This window comes from Saccharothrix obliqua (assembly GCF_019375475.1).
In the GTDB taxonomy this organism is placed as follows: Bacteria; Actinomycetota; Actinomycetes; order Mycobacteriales; family Pseudonocardiaceae; genus Actinosynnema; species Actinosynnema obliqua.
On sequence record NZ_JAHXGQ010000002.1, the window covers coordinates 318019 to 337439 of the forward strand.

The window sequence follows — 19421 nt, forward strand, 5'->3', positions numbered from 1 at the left end:
ACTCACCCCGCGGCCACCAACCCCTTGTCCCCCTCCACGTACCGCTCCCCACACCCCGAACACACCAACGCGTCGTCCAACCGCTGACCACAAGAGCACACCCACCCCTTGTGCCGCGCGGGGTTCCCGGCGACGAACGAGTGCGCCACGACGTCCTTGGTCACCACCGACCCGGCCGCGGCGAACGCGTACTCCCCGATCTCGACCCCGCACACGACCACCGTCCCGGCCCCCAACGACGCGCCCCGCCGCACCACGGTGGACAACAACTCGTCCCCACCACGACGAATGGCCGCCCGAGGCCGCAGATCGTTGGTGAACAACACGTTCGGCCCGAGGAACACCTCGTCCTCGCACACCACCCCGTCGAACACGAGCGTGCCGTTCTTCACGGTGACCCGGTCCCCGAGCACCGCCTTGCCCTCCACGAACGCGTTGTCGCAGATGTTGCAGTCACGTCCGACACGCGCGCCGGGCAGCACGTGCGCGAAAGCCCACACGCGCGTGCCGTCGCCGACGTCGTCGCTCTCGCACAACCCCTTGGGGTGGACGAACACGCTCACCGAACCGCCTCCACCAACGCCGTCACGACCCGCTCCTGCTGCGCTGCCGTGATCTCGGGGAACAGCGGCAGCGAGATGATCTCGTCGGCGAGACCCTCGCTCACCGGGAAATCGCCCTCGGCGTGCCCCAGGGACACGAACGCATCGGTGAGGTGCACCGGCGTCGGGTAGTGGACACCCGCACCGATCCCGGCCTCGTGCAACGCCTTGAGCACGCGGTCCCGGTCGGGCACGCGCACCACGTACAGGTGCCACACCGGCAGGTTCCCCGCCAGCACCACCGGGGTGGCTACGCCGGCCACGCCGGACAGCAGCTCGGTGTACCGCGTGGCAGCCGCGCGCCGCTGCTCGTTCCACCCTTCGAGGCGACGCAGCTTCGCCGACAGCACCACGGCCTGGAGGGTGTCCAACCGGCTGTTGAACCCGACCACGGTGTGCTCGTACTTGCGCGGCGATCCGTGCTCGCGCAACAGCCTCACCGTCGCGGCCAGCTCGTCCGACCGCGTCAGCACGGCGCCGCCGTCGCCGTACGCGCCCAGGTTCTTCCCGGGGTAGAAGCTGGTCGCCGCGATGTCGCCGAGCCCGCCGACGGCCACGCCGTGCCGCCGCGCGCCCTGGGCCTGCGCCGCGTCCTCCACGACCGGCACGCCGAACGACCGCAGCTCCTCGACGGGCGCGGCCTGCCCGTACAGGTGGACGGGCAGGATCGCCCTGGTGCGCGGGGTGATCGCGTCGGCCACCAGGGTCGGGTCGATCAGCCCGGTCTCGGCGACGCAGTCGACCAGGACCGGCGTCGCACCGGCCCGCACGACGGCTTCGGCGGTGGCGATGAACGTGTTGGCGGGCAGCACGCACTCGTCACCGGGGCCGATGTCCAGCGCCCGCAACGCCAGTTCGACGGCGTCGGTGCCGTTGCCGACGCCGACGCAGTGCGGGACCTCCTGGTAGGCGGCGAACGCCGCCTCGAACTCGGCGACCTGCCTGCCGTTGATGAACGCCGTCGTCTTGAGCACCTCGGCCCACCCGTCGGCGACTTCCTCGGCGACCTGCGCGTGTTGCGCACGCAGGTCGACCAGCGGGACCTCGTTCACGAACCGCTCCCCTCTCGCAGTCGTCGGGCGGGGACCCCCGCCCAGACCTCACCCGCGGGCACGTCCGTGAGCACCACCGAGCCCATGCCCACGACCGCCCCCGCGCCGATCGCCACGCCTTCCCGGACCGCGGAACCCTGTCCGAGGTAGGCGCTTTCCCCGACGCGCACCGCACCGCCCAGCGACGCGCGGCCGGCGAACGTGACACCGTCGCCGACCTCGTCGTCGTGGGTGATCAGCACGTGCGGCATCGCGACGACGTGCGCCCCCAAGCGCAGCGGCGTCGTCACGACGACCCCGGCGAGCAGGACCGTGCCCGGTCCCACCGCGCTGCCCGGCGGCACGGACGCCGCCGGGTGCACGACGGTGGCCCACCGGTCATCCGGCAGGCCCAGCCGCCGCACCACGTTCATCCGGCCGAGGGGCCGCCGCGCGCTGGCGACGCACACCAGCACCGCGGCGTCGGGCATGTCGTGCACCAGCTCCGAACCGCCGAGCACGGGCAGGCCGTCGAGGTCCGCGCCGTGCCGGGTCGGGTCGTCGTCCAACGCGCCCAGCGGGTGCCACTCCGGCAGGAGGCGGACGGCGGCCAGCACTTCACGTGCCAGCCCTCCGCCACCGACCAACAACAACGGCCGTGTCACGCTTCCCCGCTCTCTCTGCTCCACGAACCGGTCCGTGCCCCGGTCACCCCGTCGAGAACACCACGTCGACCCAGTAGTGGTTGCCCTGGTAACTGTTGTCCGGGAATCCCGACCCGGTCCGGTAGAGACCGTTCAGCGCACCCTCCGCGGTGGCAGGCGCGGCCAACACCTCCGACGCGACGCCGTATCCCGCGAAGTACCCGTGGTTCACGGCGTAGTGCCCGTTGGGCGCGGTGTAGGACGCGACGTACGACGTCCCGGCGGTGACCGCCAACGGCGAGGCGAACGTCAGGGTCTGCCACCCGGACGCCGTCTCGTCGCTGAACGTCCCGGTCTTGAGCGCGACCCCACCCGCGGACCACACCGTTCCGGTGTGGGTGCCGGTGTTCCCGTTGCCCTTGTAGAACTTCACCCCGGTGATGAACCCGTCCACCGCGGGCGTGAACCGCACGCCCAACTCGTACGGACCGCTGTCGTCCGCCGACGGCACCGTGGGCACGGTCGCCGAGCTGAACAACGAGCACGGGCACGTCGTCGCCCCGGCCGCGGTGAACGACCACGTCAGCGGCGTCGCCATGATGTTGCCGCCGGTGTCGGCGGCCCGCACCCGCACCGTGTACTTGGTGGACGGGGCGAACGGCGCGGCCGGTGTCCACACCACCGTCTGCTGGTCCGGCGAGCGGGTCAGCGTGCCGTCGAGCGTCGCGCCACCCGGGTCGGCGACCGAGAACACCGTGTTGGTCAGGTCGACCGGCTCGTCGAACGTCGCGGTGACCGGTGTGGTCGGCGGGACGTCGACCGCGTCCGTCAGCGGCGTGTGGCCGGTGCTGACGGGCGGCGTCGTGTCGCTGTTGGGCGTGTAGAGCACGTCGACCCAGTAGTTGTTGCCCTGGTGCGACGTGGTCGGGAACCCGCCGCCGGTCTGGTACACGCCGTTCGGGTTGCCCTCGCCGGTCCGCGGCGCGGTCAGCGGCGGCGCGTCGACGCCGGTGGCCTGGAAGTAGCCGTGGTCGATCGAGTAGTGCCCGTTGGGCGCGAAGTACGACGCCGTGTAGGTCAGGCCGGGCGCGACGGTCACGGGTGTGGCGAACGTCAGGGTCTGCCACCCCGACGCCGTTTCACCGGTGAACGTGCCGGTGGCGAGTCGGACACCGGCGGAGGACCACAGCGACCCGGTGTGCGTGCCGGTGTTGCCCTCGCCCTTGTAGAACCGGATGCCGGTGATCTGCCCGCTCTGCGTGGGGCTGAAGCGGACACCCAGTTCGTACGCACCGCCGTCGTCCGCCGACGTCACCGTCGGCACGGTCGCCGAGCTGAACAGCGAGCACGGGCAGGACGCGTTGGTGGACGTGGTGAACGACCACGTCGCCGTGGACGTCATCGCGTTGCCGTTGACGTCGGCCACCAACGCGCTCGCCGTGTACCGGGTGTTCGGTTTCAAGGCGCCGGACGGGGTCCAGGTCAGCGTCTTCTGGTCACCGGACAGGGACACCGCGCCGGTCAGCCTGGCGCCGCCCGGGTCGGTCAGCGAGACCTGCGCGGAAGCCGGGTCCACCGGTTCGGAGAACCCGAGCGCCAACGACGAGTTCAACCCCACGTTGGTGGCGTCCGCGTTCGGCGTGCGGGTGTTCAGCGTCGGCGGCGTCGTGTCGCCGTTGAGCCCGTTGCGGTACACCACGTCGACCCAGTAGTTCGCGGCGTTGAAGGACGCGTTCGGGAACCCGCCGCCCGCGCCGTACCGGTAGAGCCCGTTCGGCCCGTCCGCGCCGTTCGACAACGCGCGGATCGCGCCGTAACTGGCGCTCTGCCCGTCGAAGTAGCCCGGTGTCACGGCGTAGTGGCCGTTCGGCGCGTAGTACGACACCACGTACGTCGTGTTCGCCTGGACGACGACCGGTGAGGGGAACGTCAGGGTCTGCCAACCGGATGCCGTCTCACCGGTGAACGTGCCGGTCGCCAGCAGCAGGCCGTTGGACGACCACAGCGAACCCTTGTGCGTGCCGGTGTTGCCCGCGCCCTTGTAGAACCGGACGCCGAGCACTTCACCCTTGCCGTTGAACCGGACCTTGGTGCCGACCTCGACGGGGTTGGCGTCGTTCGCGCTCGGCTCGGCGGGCACCGCGAAGTCGTCCCACACCGTGCAGGGGCACGTGGCGGGCCGGTTCGAGCCCGTGGTGAACGTCCAGTTGTACAACGCGGTCTGGTTGCCCGCCGCGTCCTTGACCCGCAACGAGGCGGTGTACGCCGTGCCCGCGGCCAACGCCGCGTTCGGCGTGAACCGCACGGTCTTGCCGTCACCGGTCACCGATGGCGTGCCCGCGACCGCGATCCCGCCGGGGCCGCGCACGGTGAACTGGACCGAACCGGGGTTGACGGCCTCGTCGTAGGTCGCGCTGACCGCCGGCGTGAGGGCGACGCTCGACGCGCCGGCCAACGGGTTGGTGCTCACCAGCTCCGGTGCGCGCGTGTCGGGGCCGGGGTCCGGCGCCCACACCACGTCCACCCAGTAGTTGCTGTCCTCCGCGCCGGGTCGGTCGGGGAAGCCCGCGCCCGAGCGGAACACGCCGTTGGGACCGTCCACACCGGTTTGCAGGGCCGTCAGCGGTTCCAGGTACTTGGACCGGCGGCTGAAGTATTCGGTGTCGGCCGAGAAGTGTCCGGTGGGTGACAGGTAGGACACGACGTAGGTGGTGTTGGCCGACACCGCGACGGGCACGGGGAACAGCAGTGTCTGCCAGCCGGACGCCGTCTCGTTGGTGAACGTGCCGGTCGCCAGTTGCTGGCCGGTCGAGGTCCAGAGCGTGCCGGTGTGCGTGCCGGAGTTGTTGGGCCCCTTGTAGAAGCGGACGCCACGCACGTACCCGTCGGTGTTCGCCCGCCACTTCACGCCCAGCTCCAACGCGGAGCCGTCGAGGATGTCGAGGTTCTTCGGGGTGTCGCCGTCGGTCCAGATGCCGCACGGGCAGGTTCGCGTCGCCACGCCGGGGGACGCCGAGACGGGCGTGGACAGGTTCAGCGAGTCGTCCACCGCGCGGACCCGCAGTTGCGCCGGACCGGACTGCGGCGGCGTGTACGTGTAGCTCCACGACGTCTGCCCGGCCTGCCACACCGCGGGGTGCCAGCGCACGCCGCCGTCGGTCGACACCTCGACCCCGGTCACCTGTCCGCTGTCGGTCACGGTGCCGGAGAACGTGTAGGGCTGACCGACCGACGAGAGGGCCGGGACGTTCGTGTAGGTCACGGTGGGCGGCGTCTTGTCGGTGATCCCGGCGGCCTGCACCAGACCCGGCATCAAGGACGCGGCCTGGACACCCATGTCGGCCAGCAGGTTCACCGTCGCCTGCTGCATCCGGATATCGGACGTCGGCGTGTTGGTCAGGAACGCGTGCTCATCGTCCAAACCCCACGCCCACTGCACCGTGCCCGCACCGAACACCAATGAGCCCGACGGGTACTTGTAGTAGGTGATGGCGTGGGTCTTGGTGTCGGGCGTGTAGTAGTCGCCGTGGTTTTGGAGCACGTACGGACCGTCGAGCATGGCGACCGTCGTGCGGGAGAACTGACCGACGCCCGCGGGCTGGTAGCCGTTGTCCTCCACCGAGTTCCACTCGTAGCCGAGGGTGCCGGGCTGGAAGGTGTACGTGCTGCCCGCGGCCATGCTCTGCAACGACGTGTGCCGCCACAACCGCATCCTCCCGTACGCCGCCGGAACCTGAAGCGAATCGTCCCGACGACCGTTCACCGTGAAGATGTTGCCCAACAACGCGTTCTCCGGCCGACCACCATCCTGCGGCGGGCTGTACCGCGGATCACGCCACGTACCCGTCCAATCCGCCAGACCGTCGTTCTGCGTGCCCTTCGTCTCCTTGAAGCACGCCACCGTCCGCCAATCCGTCCGCGACGGATCGATGCTCTTCTCCCACCGCGTCTTCCAGAAGACCTCGTTACCCGTCAGGAACGCCAAGTGCACACCCGCGTCCCGCGCCGCCTCCACGTTCGCCCGCTGCTCGTTCGACCAATACTCGTCATGACCCACCGCCATGAAGACCTGGTGGTTTTTGATCAGGTGCCCACGCCGCGCGCTGTCCACATCCGTCGTGTAACTCAGGTCGTACCCATTGCGCTCCAGGAACCGCAACATCGGGTACTCCGCGTTGAAGATGAAGTTCTCATCCCCGTCCCCACCCGTGTACGGCCGGTTGTAACTCACCTTGTACGCCTGACCACCCTGACCAGGCCCATCACCGAAGTACAACGAGTTCCCGCCGTACCGGTTGTACGCCACCCACGTCGCATCCGACGTCTGGAAGAAAATCTTGGACCGGCTGGTGTCGTCGCGGACCACGAAGACGATCTCGTTGCGGAGCCCGTTGTCGTTGCGGGTGACGCGGGCGTAGTAGATGCCGGACACCGCGTCGGCCGGGACGTCCCAGGTGACCGACACGGCCCAGTTGCCGCAGTCGATCAACGCGGACGGCGTGTCACGCAGGCACGGCGGCTGGTTCTGCGGCGTGTGGCGGGAAACCGAGCCGACCTGGCGCGCGCCGACACCGCCGTACCAGCCGAGCCGGAAGATGTCGAGCGTGTACGACGAGGCGTTGGTGAGCATCTTGAACGCCACCTGGCCACCGGGGGTGGCGCTGATGTCCGTGGTGTAGCCCAGGATCGAGTCGTCGCGTGACGACACCTGCCAGTCCGGGGTCCCCGGTTTCGTGTTCTCGCACAACACCTTGTTGACGACCGGAGCGTCACACGGCGCGGCGTTCGCGACCGTGGCGGTGAGGACGACAAGGGGGGTGACGCAACCGGTCACCACCAACACCGCGCACAAGCCCCTGACCAGACGTCTTACCGGCGACGTCATCGACCACTCAACTCCTCGAACGCACTCCGTAGTGCGGCCAGCACTACTCCCCGTAGTGCAACCTTATTGCTCCGATCGTCGCCTGAACTCATTAAGCCGTTACGACAGCACGGATCTCATTTGGATGACATTACCGAAGCACCATCCCGTAGGTGACTCTGCGTGATCACGACGGGCATGGTGATACCCGGTGGCCGGGATCTGCTCCCGGCCACCGGGGGGATGACGGTGCGATGTGGCCGCTGGGTGCGCGGTTTCGCGGTGTGTGGCTTCTCGGTGTGTGGCTTCTCGGTGTGTGCTTTCTTGCTGGACGCTCTTAAGCGGTGGCCTCGTCGAGCGCCGCGACGACCTGGTCCTGCTCCTCGTCGGTCAGCCCCACGAAGTGCGGGAGGAGGATGTGGTCGGCCGCCACCCGCTCGGTCACCGGCAGCGAGGGCGTCGCGTCGCCCGCGTGGTACACGGGTTCCAGGTGGCACGCCGTGATGCGCCGAGTGGCGACACCGCGCTGCGCCATCGCGTTCATCACGTCGATCCGCTCGTGCTTCGGCAACCGCACCAGGTACGACTGGTACACGTGCCCGAACCCGGCCGGCTCGTGCGGCCGGATCACGGCCTCGTTGCCCGCCAGCAGCTCGTCGTACCGGGCCGCCAGGGCGCGGCGCGTCTTCACGACGTGGTCCAGCTTGCCCAGCTGCACCACGCCCACCGCGGCCTGGATGTCGGTCATCTTGTAGTTGAAGCCGACCTCGTCGTAGCTCTCCGCGATCACCGCGGTGGAGGTGTGCCGGGCCAGCGTGGAGATCGACGCCGCGTGCGCGCGCAACGCCTTCAGCTTCGCCGCCACCTCGGCGTCGTCCGTGGTGACCACGCCGCCCTCACCGGTGGTGAGGATCTTGCGCGCGTCGAAGGAGAACACGGTGATGTCGCTGATCGTGCCCAGCCGCACGCCGTCGATGGTCGCGCCGTACGCGGGCGCGGCGTCCTCCACCAGGTGCAGGCCGTGGGCGCGGGCGATCTCCCGCAGCGCGGGCAGGTCCGCGGGCAGGCCGATCTGCGACGCGGGCATGATGGCCCTGGTGCGCGGGGTGATCAGCCGTTCCACGTGCGCCGGGTCGATGTTGTAGGTGCGCTCGTCGATGTCGGCGAACACCGGCGTGGCACCGGTGTAGCGGATCGAGTTCGGCGTCGCGATGAACGTGAACGACGGGCAGATCACCTCGTCGCCGGGTCCGATGCCGAGCGCCGCGAGCGCCAGGTGCAGGCCGGTCGTCGCGCTGTTCACGCTCACCGCGTGCCGCGCGCCCACCTGCTCGGCCACCAGCTCCTCGAACTTCGCCGCGCGGGGGCCGACCGAGAGCCACCCGGACAGCACCGCCTCGGCGGCGGCGTCGGCCTCTTCCCGGCCGACGTACAAGCGGGTGATCGGGATCATGCCTTCGCTCCTCGCAGGTTCGGGTTGCCGGCGGCGGTTTCCACGCGCCACCACTCGACCAGGTTCTTCAGCCCCTCGTGCAGCGGAACGGTGGCCTCGAACCCGAGCTTGGCGCGGGCCGCCGCGGTGCTCGCGAGCCGGCGCGGCACCGCGTTCACCTTGCGCTCCGGGCCGTGCTCCGGCCGCAGGTCGGTGCGCCCCATGACCTCCAGCAGCGCGTCGGCGAGCTGCGCGAGGCTGGTCTCGACACCGGAGGCGACGTTGAACACCTCGTCGGTCGCGTCGGACTTCGCGGCCAGCACGTTCGCGCGGGCGATGTCCGAGATGTAGACGAAGTCCATGGTCTGGCTGCCGTCGCCGAGGATCAGCGGCGGCGTGCCCGCGGCGATCCGCTCCATCCAGCGCACCAGGACCTCGGTGTAGACGCCGAAGACGTCCATCCGGGGGCCGTACACGTTGAAGTACCGCAGGCCCACGTAGTCCAGGCCGTACATCTCGTTGAAGCTGCGCAGCAGGCCCTCGTTGTAGACCTTCGCCGCGCCGTACAGCGTGCGGTTCGCGTAGGCGTGGTGGTTCTCCTCGGTGGGGAACACCTCGGCCAGGCCGTACACGGACGCGGAGGACGCCGCGACCACCTTCGTCACGTTGGCCTGGACCGCCGCCTCCAGCACGTTGAACGTGCCGGTCGCCAGCACGTCGTGGGCCAGCCGCGGCTCCTCGGCGCACTGCGTGATGCGGATGGCCGCCTGGTGGAACACCAGGTCCACACCGTCCATCGTGGACTTGACGGCCGCGAGGTCGCGCAGGTCGCCCTCGACGAACCGCACCTTGCCCGCGGCGAGCGGCCCGGCCAGGTTCTCCACCCGGCCGCGCACGAGGTTGTCCAGCACGACGATCTCGCCGACGCCCTCGTCGAGCAGCTGGTCGGCGATGGTCGAGCCGATCAGGCCCGCGCCGCCGGTGATCAGGACACGTGCGTCACGCAGGTTCACGCTGATTCTCCGTAGTGGAAAGCCGGGTCGGACAGGTAGTCGGCCAAGCTCGGGTTCGCGCTGTCCTTCGCCGACAGCGTGGGTTCCGCGATCGGCCACGGCACGTTCACGTCCGGGTCGTTCCACGCCAGCAGCCCCTCGGCGGCCGGGTTGTGGAAGCCGGTGGTCTTGTACTGCACCTCGGCCACGTCGGAGAGCACCGCGAAGCCGTGCGCGAACTCCGGGCCCATCAGCAGCTGGGTGCGGTTCTCGGCGGACAGCTCGATGCCGTACCACCGGCCGAACGTCGGCGAGCCGACCCGCAGGTCCACGACGACGTCCCAGATCGCGCCGACCGTGCAGCGGACCAGCCGGTGCTGCGGCGCCAGGCCGGTCTGGAAGTGGAAGCCGCGCAGCACGCCCCGCGACGAGCGCGAGTGGTTGTCCTGCACGAAGTCCAGGTGCAGGCCGTGCTGCTCCCAGCGGCGCTTGCTGTACGACTCGAAGAAGAAGCCGCGCTCGTCCTCGAACCACTCCGGCTGGATCACGAACACGCCTTCGATGCCGGTCGGCGTGACCGTCATGTCCATGCCCTGCTTCGGGGTCGATACCCCAGTCATGCAACCGCCTCTTCCAGTTCCGCCGGACGAACGTCCCGCACCGTGACAAACTCGCCGCCGGCGGCCAAGCTCGCCGACGCCGCCTCCAGGATCGCCAGCACCCGCAGCCCCGACCAGCCGTCGGTGAGCGGTGCCCGCTTCTCGCCGATCGACGCGGCGAACTCGGCCATGACGCCGCGCAGGGCTTCCCGCTCGGGCAGTGCGGGCGCCACCGTGTCGCCGCGCCGGTAGGACACGATCGCCTGCGTGCGTGCCTCGTCGCCCTCGATCAGGTCCGCGCCGCGGTCGTGCACCGACAGCCGCTGCACCACGTTCAGGTCGTCCCAGACGACGGTGCGCCGCGAGCCGCCCACGATCATGGTGCGGATCTTGGTCGGCGACAGCCAGTTCACGTGCACGTGCGCCAGCACGCCGTCGGACAGCTCCAGCGTCAGGTGCCCGATGCACGCCCGGCCCGCGCCGATCGGGTCCGACCCGTGCGCGGACACCCTGGTCACCCGCACGCCGTCCGGCAGGATCGCGTCGAAGATCGACAGGTCGTGCGGCGCGAGGTCCCAGAACACGTCCACGTCCGGCTGGACCAGTCCCAGGTTCACCCGCACGGAGTCCAGGTACTGCACGGAGCCGATCTCGCCGCCGCGCACCAGCGCACGCAGGTGCTGCACCGTCGGCGTGTAGACGAAGGTGTGGTCGAGCATCAGCGTCAACCCGCGCGACTCGGCCTCCGCCACCAGCTCCCGCCCGGCTTCGTAGCCCGCCGCGAGCGGCTTCTCCACCAGCACGTGCTTGCCGGCGCGCAACGCCGCCAGGGCGACCGGGAGGTGGGTGGCGGCGGGTGTCGCGATGGCGACCGCGTCGACCTCCGGGTCCGCCAGGACCTCCTCCAGGTCGCCGGAGACCCGCACCGTCGAGTAGTCGCCGAGCACCCGGCGTGCGCGCTCGGTGTCCAGGTCGCACAGGTAGCGCAGCTTCAGGCCGGGGGTGGCCTGGGCGTTGCGCACCAGGTTCGGCCCCCAGTAGCCGGCGCCGATGACGGCGATGCCGATCGGCTGGTCCATCTCGCTCCTCATGTCGGTAAGCCTTTTGGTCGCCGTGTCGGTGTGCCTCATGGCCGCTGCGCCGGGTGGCTCCTCGGCCGTTGTGTCGGCCGGCTGATCTGTACGGGTAGGCCCCATGGCCGCTGCGTCGGGTGGCTGATCTTTGGCCTCTAGTTCGGACCCCACCTCAGTACGCCCCCTGGCCGCCGAAGACGGCGCGGAAGGTCTTCCACAGGATCAACGCGTCCAAGGCCAGCGACCAGTCCTCGACGTAGCGCAGGTCCAGCCGCACGGATTCCTCCCACGACAGGTCGCTGCGCCCCGACACCTGCCACAACCCGGTCAACCCCGGCTTGACCATCAGGCGGCGGCGCACGTCGGGGGCGTACTTCGCGCTCTCCTCCGGCAGCGGCGGGCGCGGGCCGACCAGCGACATAGAGCCCGCGAGCACGTTGAAGAGCTGCGGCAGCTCGTCCACCGAGTAACGCCGCAGCACCCGGCCCACCGGGGTGACCCGGGGGTCGCGCTTCATCTTGAACAACACCCCCGCGCCCTCGTTCACCGATTCGAGCCGGGCTCGCAGGTTGTCCGCGTTGGTGACCATGGTGCGGAACTTGAGGATGGTGAACGGCTTGCCGCCCTTGCCGACCCGCCGCTGCTTGTAGAGCACCGGCCCCCTGGTGTCGACCATGATCGCCACCGCCGCCGCCAGCAGCACCGGTGCGAGCAGGCAGACCAGCAGGAACGACCCCACCTTGTCCACCAACGCCTTGACCACCCGGCGGAACCCGGTGAACGACGGTTCGCTCACCCGGAGCAACGGCATCCCGAGCACTCCCGTCACGTGCAGCCGCGGTCCGGCGAAGTCCATGAGGGCGGGAGCGACGACCATCTCCGTGCCGGTGCCCTCCAGGTCCCAGGCGAGCTGCTGGAGGCGGCGCGGCGTCCAGTACGTGTCCGGCGTGACCGCGACGATCCGGTAGCCGCCCCGGCGGACCTGCTCGGCCAGTTCACCGAACCGTCCCACGACCGGGATGCCGTCCAGCTCGACGCCGATCTCCGCGCGGCCGTCCACAGTGCACACCGCGTCCACCCGCCAGCCCAGGTGCGGTGCGCGGCGGGTCCGGCTGATCAGGTCCTTGACGGTGTCCACGTTGCCCGCCGCCAGCACCGGCAGCAGGCACCTGCCCTCGCCACGCGCCCGGTGCAGCGGGCGGCGCAACGCGTACCGGACGGGGAAGGCCACCAGCGCGACCGCGGGCCCGACCACGAACACCCACAGCCGCGCGCCGGGCATACCGGCCGCCAGAGCGCCCAGGCCCAGCGCGACGACCGAGCCGAACAGGCCCCGGCCCAGGCGGCGGAACTCCTCCGCGCCCTGGCCGAGCACCGCGGTGTGCCAGACGCGGTTGAGCGCCAGCGATCCCACGACCACGGCGACCGTCACCGCTTCCAGCACGAGCAGGGGCAGCGGGCCGTAGCCGATGTGGTTCGCGGAGAGGATCGCACCGGCCAGCAGCACCACCAGCACGGTGCACAGCACGTCGGCGGCCATGACGCCGTAGCGGTAGGCCGGTTCCCAGGAGCTGACGGTGGGCTGGGTGGGGCGAGAGGTGGTCTGTGTCGTGTTCTGCATGTGGGTTGAGCTGTGAGAGCTTGGCGTGGCGGCTGACCCAGCGACGAGTCGCGTGGGTTGGACCTGCTCGCTCATCACTGTGCTCCCCCGGATCGGCGGACGTGCAACATCGCAGGGCATCCCGCGCGTGGTGTGGTGGAGAAAGCGCTGTCGGCGCACATTCTTCGCGCCTCGGCAAACCGTGATTCGTCCTGCCGGGGCGGCGCGTTACACACGCGCGAACCGCTTGTCGTGGCGGGAAAGCGGAGGTCGCTCGGGTCGGCACGGTGGAGCGTCGTGAGGTGACCTGGGGTTACCGCACGAGTAACCGGGAAAAGCCCTGCAAGTTACCGGTGGAGGTCGTCCACAGTGTCCGGAGGTGCGCCGCGTGCTCCCGGATCGTGGGACGACGTGCGGGGTGGAGAGGATCATCGGGTTTGGAACGGCCGGCGTTACAGGTCCATTCCGATTGAAGTCGAATTGGGTGCGCGGCGGTCCACAAAGGGCTGCGCGCGGGTGTCCGGAGTGGGCAGGAGGTGACGCGCCATCACCCATTCAAGGGGTGGGTGCGGCTATTTGGCGCAACGGGCCGCCCACTCGTGGCCGGAGGTCGGCCGAATGATTTGGCGGCGGGTGTGGAGTGACGGGATTCACGTCGGTCGGAGGTGTTCGACGCGGTGTTGAAGGGCGGGATCGGACCCGGGGTCCGGCGTGGTGAGGAGAGCGGTCAACGCTGAGCAGGAGGAGAAGTGATCAAGCGCGCCTTGTCGTCGCCGATGGCGACGACGTCGCCGTGGTGCAGCTGCGCGCCGCGGCGCGACTCGACGCGCCCGTTGACCGTGACCTCGCCGTCCTCCACGAGTTCGCGCGCGTGCGCGCCGTTCTCCGCCAGACCGGCCAGCTTGAGGAACTGGCCGAGCCTGATCATGTCGTCGGAGATCTCCACCTCGCGGATGCGCATCCCCACATCATCGCGCAGGGGGTGCGGGTGGGCCGAGCGGTGGGGTGTTGACCACCGTGTCGTGCAGTTCCCCGAACAACGCGGTCAGGTCATCCAGCTGGTAGTGCGCGTTGAGGCCGCTCGGGTTGGGCAACAACCACAACCGCGACTCGGCGATCCGCTCGGGCTGGGGACCGACCCGCGCCTTCGGCCGGCTGAACGCGGTGCGGTAGGCGGAGATGCCGACCACCGCCACCACCTTCGGCCGGTACGTGGCGGCGGTCTCCGCGAGGACCACCGCACCGGCCCGCAGTTCTGCCGCCGACAGCTCGTCGGCTCGGGAGGTGGGGCGTGGTGCGAGGTTCGTGATGCCGAGGTTGTGGGTGAGCAGTTCCGCCTGCTCCGCCGGTTTCAGCTGTCGGGGGGTGAAGCCTGAGCGGTGCAGCGCGGGCCAGAAGCGGTTTCCCGGGCGTGCGAAGTGGTGGCCTTGAGAGGCGGACAGAAGGCCCGGGTTGATGCCGCAGAAGAGGACGTCCAGGTTGGGGGCGATCACGTCGGGGAGGATCATCGGATGATCACCTGGGGGTCTTGGGTGTGGTTCATTGGTGGACAGTTGTAGCGCGTTGCCGGCGCTCCCCGCGTTCCTGCCCATCCTGGGCGGTGGTTAAACCCCTACCTGTTTCCCCGGTCCTGGTCTGCGTCACCCCGGCCCTGGCTTGCCCCTTCGCGGTCCTGCCCTTGGCCCGCTCCTTCGCGGTCCTGGTCTACCTCTTCCCGACCTTGGCCCGCCCCTTCGCGGTTCTGGCCTGCGTCGCCTCGGCCTTGGCCTGACCCTTCGCGGTTTTGGTCTGTGTCACCCCGACCTTGCCCCGCACCACCCGGGCGCGACCCCCCTTTTATTACGGACGTCGCGACACCCTCGTTGTTGGCCACGAGCATCACGGAGTCGCCCTTTGCCACGCTGCCCAAGCCCGTGGTCTTGCTGTTGACCTGGTACGTGCGGGTGTAGCCGTCGGTGCTTTTGAGCGTGATGGAAGAGTCGGTGACCTCGGTGATCTCGCCGTTCTGGAACTGGCCGTGAGCGGTGTCGCCGAAAGGCCCCGGACCCATGATCATCATGCCGCCACCGCCCCGTGGGCCGGTCATGCCCATCTGGGCCGCGTCGGAGTTGCCGGCTGCGTAGATGACCCCGCCGCCCACGGCGGCGATGCCCACCGCGACCGCGATCGCCGCCAGCGTCTTGCGCTTGGACCAGCGGTTGTTCTTGTCGGTTTCAGGGGCTTCCTGCGCCTCGCCCCAGGTCGGGGTCTCGGGATCGGTCGTCATGTGACCCACGGTGGCCCGGCTTGCTGTGAGACGGCTGTGTTGTGAGTGGGAGAGGGCTGTGGGTGAAAAACGACGCTCGCCGCTTGGCAGACCACCAAGAAGAACATTCAAGAGCGCCGTCGTGTTCTCCCCGTATGGCCTGGTCGGAGACAACCACCCTCGTTCCCTGGGCGCAAGCGAAAAGCGTGCTTGCGCCCAGGGAACGAGCGCGGTTCGCTGGCGCGCAGGCCATACGGGGAGAACACGACGGGGGGACTGGTGTGTGCGGCTGCACTGCACTGGAGGTGGGCGGTGGGGGTGGGGAGTTCACAGGTGGTGCACAGGGTTGGCACAGGAAAAGTTCAACCTTGGGTTGCAGGGTTTGGCTATGGGTGCGGTTCCTTCTCCTGAGCTTCGGCGGGCCGACGGTAGTGCGGTTCGGGTGCTTGTCGTGGATGACGAGTCCACTTTGGCCGAGTTGATGTCGATGGCTCTGCGGATGGAGAAGTGGGAGGTCCGGACCGCGTTGGACGGGTCTTCGGCGGTTCGGGTGGCGCGTCGGTTCCGGCCCGATGTGGTGGTGCTGGACGTCATGCTGCCCGATTTCGACGGGCTTGAGGTGCTTCGGCGGCTGCGGGCCGGGGTGCCCGGGTTGCCGGTTCTCTTCCTGACCGCCAAGGATGCCGTGGAGGACCGGATCGCCGGGCTGACCGCCGGTGGGGACGACTACGTCACCAAGCCGTTCTCCTTGGAGGAAGTCGTGTTGCGGCTGCGGGCGTTGTTGCGGCGCACGGGGATCGCCGAGGCTTCCGCCGGGTCGGAGCTGGTGGTCGGGGACCTGGTGCTGGACGAGGACACGCGGGAGGTGCGGCGGGGCGGGGTGGCGGTTGAGCTGACGGCCACGGAGTTCGAGTTGCTGCGCTTCCTGATGCGGAACCCCCGGCGGGTGTTGAGCAAGGCCCGGATCCTGGACCGGGTGTGGAGCTACGACTTCGGGGGGCAGGCGAACATCGTCGAGCTGTACATCTCCTACCTGCGCAAGAAGATCGACGCCGGGCGGTCGCCGATGATTCACACGATGCGGGGCGCGGGGTATGTCCTCAAGCCTGCACCCTAAGCGGTGGTCGTTGCGGGTCCGGTTGATCGTTGAGCAGGTCGTGCTCATTTCGATCGTGTGCGCGGGGATCGGGGTCGTGACGGTGTTCGCGTTGCGTGACTTCCAGGTTCATCGGCTGGACGAGCAGCTCTACGAGGTGTCCGGTCGGGTGGCGCCGCCGCTGCCCGGGATGCGCATCAACCCGTTGGACCGGCCCGGGTTCGGGCCGGGCACGTTGGTCGTGTTCTTCCGGGGCTCGGGTGTCGACGGCGCGCGCATCCGGCCCGGCGGCGGCGATCCCGAGGACCTGCCGTCCGGTGATGTCGACGCGCTCGCGGCCGTGCCCACCGACGCCGTCCCGCGCAGCGTGGACCTGGGCCGCGAACTCGGCGACTACCGGGTCCTGGCGGTGAAGACGCCCGACGGCAGCGTGGTCACGGGGTTGCCGCTGGCCGAGGTGAACTCCGCGGTGCTGCGGATGGGGTTCATCGTGGGCGGTGTGGCGTTGGCCGGGGTGGTAGCGGTTTCGGTGGCGGGCGCGTTGATCATTCGGAAGACGCTGCGCCCGTTGGAAAGGGTTGCCGCCACGGCGGGGAGGGTGGCCGAGCTGCCCCTCCACCGGGGGGAGGTCGCCCTGGCTGAGCGGGTGCCCGCCGTCGACACCGATCCGGATACCGAGGTGGGGCAGGTCGGGTTGGCGTTGAACCGGATGCTCGACCACGTCGGCGACGCGTTGGCCGCCCGGCACAGCAGTGAGACGCGGGTGCGGCAGTTCGTGGCCGACGCCAGTCACGAGCTGCGGACCCCGCTGGCGGCCATCCGGGGGTACGCCGAGCTGACCCGGCGGCGCGGAGGGGACGTGCCGGCGGAGGTCGCGCACGCCGTGCGGCGCGTCGAGTCCGAGGCCGTCCGGATGACGTCGCTGGTGGAGGACCTGCTGTTGCTGGCCCGGTTGGACGCGGGGCGGCCCTTGGCGCGGGAACCGGTCGACCTGTCGCGGGTCGTCGTGGACTGCGTGAGCGACGCCCGGATCGCCGGGCCGGACCACGACTGGAAGCTGGACCTGCCACCGGAACCGGTGGTCGTGGTGGGTGACGAGCACAAGTTGCGACAGGTGTTGGTGAACCTGCTGTCCAACGCCCGGGTGCACACGCCCGCGGGTACGACGGTGACTACGACGTTGCGGGTGGGTGGCGGTGACGGCTTGTTGGAGGTTGCCGACGACGGGCCGGGAGTTCCTGCCGGGTTGGCGGTGTTCGAGCGGTTCTCGCGGGGGGACACCTCGCGGTCGCGGGCGGCGGGTGGCACGGGGTTGGGGTTGTCCATCGTCGCGGCCGTGGTGGCGGCGCACCGGGGGGAAGTGGGGTTGGTGAGGCGGTCCGGGCGGACCGCGTTCACGGTGCGGCTGCCGGGATAGGCGCACAGGCCGGGCACAGGTCGGGCACAAGGCGCACCCGGGTGTGGGCGGTTGGCTGCGGCACATGCGAGCGCGACTCCTCCTCCTGCTGCTGTTGACCGCTACGGCGGTCCTCTACCTCTGGCGGCTCGGTGATTCCGGGTGGGCCAACGCCTACTACTCCGCCGCCGCCCAGGCCGGTGCGCAGAGCTGGTCGGCCTGGTTCTTCGGGGCCACCGACCCGGCCGGCTCGATCACCGTCGACAAGACGCCCGCGTCGGTGTGGGTGATGGGGCTGTCCGTTCGGCTGTTCGGCCTTTCGCCGTGGGCTGTGCTGGTGCCGCAGGCGGTCGAGGGCGTGTTGGCCGTGTGGTTGCTGCACCTCGCCGTGAAACGGGTCGCCGGTTTCGCGGCCGGGTTGATCGCGGGTGTCGTGCTGGCGTTGACGCCGGTGGCGGTGTTGATGTTCCGGTTCAACAACCCCGATGCGTTGCTCGTGTTGTTGTTGGTGGCGGGTGCGTACTGCACGGTGCGGGCCGTCGAAGTCGCGTCGTGGCGGTGGTTGGCGCTCGCGGGGGTGGCCGTGGGGTTCGGCTTCCTCACCAAGATGGGGCAGGCCCTGCTGGTGCTGCCGGTGTTCGGGCTGGTGTACCTGGTGGCCGCGCCGGCTGCTTGGTCGCGGAAGGTGTGGCATTCGGGGATCGCGTTGGCGGTCGTGGTGGTGGCGGGTGGGTGGTGGGTGCTCGCGGTCGAGTTGACGCCTGCCGGCAGCCGGCCGCACATCGGTGGGTCGCAGGGCGACAGCGTGCTGGAACTCGCCCTCGGCTACAACGGGTTGGGCCGCCTGACCGGTGAGGAGATCGGCAGCGTCGGCGGTGGCAACGGGTGGGGCGTCACCGGGTGGAACCGGTTGCTGGGCGCGGAGATGGGCGGTCAGATCGCCTGGCTGCTGCCGACCGCCCTGGTGTTGCTGGCCGCCGGGTTCCGGGCGGCCGGAGGGCGGGGGGAACGGGTCGGGCTCGCGTTGTGGGGAGGGTGGTTGGTCGTCACCGGGGCCGTGTTCAGCTACATGAGCGGCATCATCCACTCGTACTACACGGTGGCGCTCGCTCCGGCGATCGGCGCCGTCATCGGTATCGGCGCGGTGGCGTTGTGGCGACGGCGGCAGGACCCGGTCGCGGCGGCCGCGCTCGCCGGGGCGCTCGCGGTGACGGCGTTGCAGTGCTACCTGCTGTTGCTGGGCTGGTCGACCGCCCTGGCGGTGGCGGTGCTGGTGCTGGGCCTGCTCGGCGCGGTGGGGTTGTTCCTCGCCGCCGCCGCGCCTGCCGCGCTGGTGGTGCCGGTGGCAATGGTGGCCGCGCTGGTGGGACCCGGCGCGTACTCGGTCGCCACCGCCGCCACGCCGCACTCCGGCGCGATCCCGAGCGCCGGGCCGCGCGTCGGTTTCGTCGGCTTCACCGGCGGGTTGCTGAGCGCACCCGAACCGGGACCCGCGCTGGTGGAGCTGTTGCGGGAGAACAGCGGCCGGTACCGGTGGGCCGCCGCCGCGGTCGGGTCGAACAACGCGGCCGGCTACCAGCTCGGCAGCGGGGCGCCGGTGATGGCCGTCGGCGGGTTCAACGGGACCGACCCCGCGCCGACGTTGGCCGAGTTCCGGTCGTACGTCGACAGTGGACAGGTCCACTGGTTCGTCGGCGGCGCCGGAATGCCCGCAGAGACGGGCAGCGACGCGGCGGAGCGGATCGTGGCGTGGGTCCGGGAGAACTTCACACCGGTCGAAGTGGACGGCGTCGAGGTCTACGACCTCACAGCAGGCGCACAGCGGTGACACACGTGCCGCCCAGCCG

General features: G+C 70.0%; 15 protein-coding genes. 3 read left to right on the top strand and 12 right to left on the bottom strand.

Annotated elements, in window-relative coordinates; all coding sequences use genetic code 11:
- Window positions 1-2 precede the first annotated feature (2 nt).
- The 12 genes from KZQ38_RS07455 to KZQ38_RS07510 form a co-directional block, all read right to left on the bottom strand.
- A complete protein-coding gene (locus tag KZQ38_RS07455; RefSeq protein WP_219439897.1) occupies window positions 3-563 on the bottom strand; it encodes an acyltransferase in 561 nt (186 codons plus the stop codon).
- The gene (locus KZQ38_RS07460; protein WP_219439898.1) at window positions 560-1654 is read right to left on the bottom strand and encodes a DegT/DnrJ/EryC1/StrS family aminotransferase; all 1095 of its coding nucleotides are present in this window, start codon (window positions 1652-1654) and stop codon (window positions 560-562) included. The genes KZQ38_RS07455 and KZQ38_RS07460 overlap by 4 nt, the downstream gene beginning before the upstream one ends.
- Entirely contained in the window at window positions 1651-2298 is a 648-nt protein-coding gene (locus KZQ38_RS07465) for a NeuD/PglB/VioB family sugar acetyltransferase (protein ID WP_219439899.1), read from the bottom strand. The genes KZQ38_RS07460 and KZQ38_RS07465 overlap by 4 nt, the downstream gene beginning before the upstream one ends.
- A 43-nt stretch (window positions 2299-2341) precedes the next feature.
- Entirely contained in the window at window positions 2342-7162 is a 4821-nt protein-coding gene (locus tag KZQ38_RS07470) for a DUF4082 domain-containing protein (RefSeq protein WP_219439900.1), read from the bottom strand.
- A 316-nt stretch (window positions 7163-7478) separates the two neighbouring features.
- Entirely contained in the window at window positions 7479-8594 is a 1116-nt protein-coding gene (locus KZQ38_RS07475; protein WP_219439901.1) for a DegT/DnrJ/EryC1/StrS family aminotransferase, read from the bottom strand.
- A complete protein-coding gene (locus KZQ38_RS07480; protein ID WP_219439902.1) occupies window positions 8591-9586 on the bottom strand; it encodes an NAD-dependent epimerase/dehydratase family protein in 996 nt (331 codons plus the stop codon). Before KZQ38_RS07480 ends, KZQ38_RS07475 begins: the two co-directional genes overlap by 4 nt.
- A complete protein-coding gene (gene rfbC, locus KZQ38_RS07485; protein WP_219439903.1) occupies window positions 9583-10185 on the bottom strand; it encodes a dTDP-4-dehydrorhamnose 3,5-epimerase in 603 nt (200 codons plus the stop codon). Before rfbC ends, KZQ38_RS07480 begins: the two co-directional genes overlap by 4 nt.
- The gene (locus KZQ38_RS07490; RefSeq protein ID WP_257900955.1) at window positions 10182-11255 is read right to left on the bottom strand and encodes a Gfo/Idh/MocA family protein; all 1074 of its coding nucleotides are present in this window, start codon (window positions 11253-11255) and stop codon (window positions 10182-10184) included. Before KZQ38_RS07490 ends, rfbC begins: the two co-directional genes overlap by 4 nt.
- 154 nt (window positions 11256-11409) lie before the next feature.
- Complete coding sequence (locus tag KZQ38_RS07495; RefSeq protein ID WP_219439904.1) at window positions 11410-12858, bottom strand: sugar transferase; 1449 nt, start codon at window positions 12856-12858, stop codon at window positions 11410-11412.
- 706 nt (window positions 12859-13564) lie between these two features.
- Window positions 13565-13798, bottom strand: coding sequence for an RNA-binding S4 domain-containing protein (locus tag KZQ38_RS07500; RefSeq protein ID WP_219439905.1), 234 nt, complete (start codon window positions 13796-13798; stop codon window positions 13565-13567).
- A gap of 7 nt (window positions 13799-13805) precedes the next feature.
- The gene (mug, locus tag KZQ38_RS07505) at window positions 13806-14345 is read right to left on the bottom strand and encodes a G/U mismatch-specific DNA glycosylase (RefSeq protein ID WP_219439906.1); all 540 of its coding nucleotides are present in this window, start codon (window positions 14343-14345) and stop codon (window positions 13806-13808) included.
- Between the two features lie 104 nt (window positions 14346-14449).
- Complete coding sequence (locus KZQ38_RS07510) at window positions 14450-15103, bottom strand: hypothetical protein (protein ID WP_219439907.1); 654 nt, start codon at window positions 15101-15103, stop codon at window positions 14450-14452.
- 367 nt (window positions 15104-15470) lie between these two features.
- Between KZQ38_RS07510 and KZQ38_RS07515 the strand changes: the two genes are divergently transcribed.
- The 3 genes from KZQ38_RS07515 to KZQ38_RS07525 all read left to right on the top strand — a co-directional run bounded on the left by KZQ38_RS07515 (window position 15471) and on the right by KZQ38_RS07525 (window position 19402).
- A complete protein-coding gene (locus KZQ38_RS07515) occupies window positions 15471-16199 on the top strand; it encodes a response regulator transcription factor (protein WP_219439908.1) in 729 nt (242 codons plus the stop codon).
- Window positions 16177-17595, top strand: coding sequence for a sensor histidine kinase (locus KZQ38_RS07520; protein WP_219439909.1), 1419 nt, complete (start codon window positions 16177-16179; stop codon window positions 17593-17595). Before KZQ38_RS07515 ends, KZQ38_RS07520 begins: the two co-directional genes overlap by 23 nt.
- 64 nt (window positions 17596-17659) lie before the next feature.
- Window positions 17660-19402 (top strand): ArnT family glycosyltransferase, encoded by a 1743-nt coding sequence (locus KZQ38_RS07525; RefSeq protein ID WP_219439910.1) that lies wholly within the window; start codon window positions 17660-17662, stop codon window positions 19400-19402.
- Window positions 19403-19421 lie beyond the last annotated feature (19 nt).

Coding starts and splice junctions, on each gene's coding strand:
- KZQ38_RS07475 (WP_219439901.1), bottom strand. CDS start 8,594: ATGATCCCGATCACCCGCTTGTACGTCGGCCGGGAAGAGGCCGACGCC.
- KZQ38_RS07470 (WP_219439900.1), bottom strand. CDS start 7,162: ATGACGTCGCCGGTAAGACGTCTGGTCAGGGGCTTGTGCGCGGTGTTG.
- KZQ38_RS07500 (WP_219439905.1), bottom strand. CDS start 13,798: ATGCGCATCCGCGAGGTGGAGATCTCCGACGACATGATCAGGCTCGGC.
- rfbC (WP_219439903.1), bottom strand. CDS start 10,185: ATGACTGGGGTATCGACCCCGAAGCAGGGCATGGACATGACGGTCACG.
- KZQ38_RS07520 (WP_219439909.1), top strand. CDS start 16,177: ATGTCCTCAAGCCTGCACCCTAAGCGGTGGTCGTTGCGGGTCCGGTTG.
- KZQ38_RS07490 (WP_257900955.1), bottom strand. CDS start 11,255: ATGAGGAGCGAGATGGACCAGCCGATCGGCATCGCCGTCATCGGCGCC.
- mug (WP_219439906.1), bottom strand. CDS start 14,345: ATGATCCTCCCCGACGTGATCGCCCCCAACCTGGACGTCCTCTTCTGC.
- KZQ38_RS07525 (WP_219439910.1), top strand. CDS start 17,660: ATGCGAGCGCGACTCCTCCTCCTGCTGCTGTTGACCGCTACGGCGGTC.
- KZQ38_RS07495 (WP_219439904.1), bottom strand. CDS start 12,858: ATGCAGAACACGACACAGACCACCTCTCGCCCCACCCAGCCCACCGTC.
- KZQ38_RS07510 (WP_219439907.1), bottom strand. CDS start 15,103: ATGACGACCGATCCCGAGACCCCGACCTGGGGCGAGGCGCAGGAAGCC.
- KZQ38_RS07515 (WP_219439908.1), top strand. CDS start 15,471: ATGGGTGCGGTTCCTTCTCCTGAGCTTCGGCGGGCCGACGGTAGTGCG.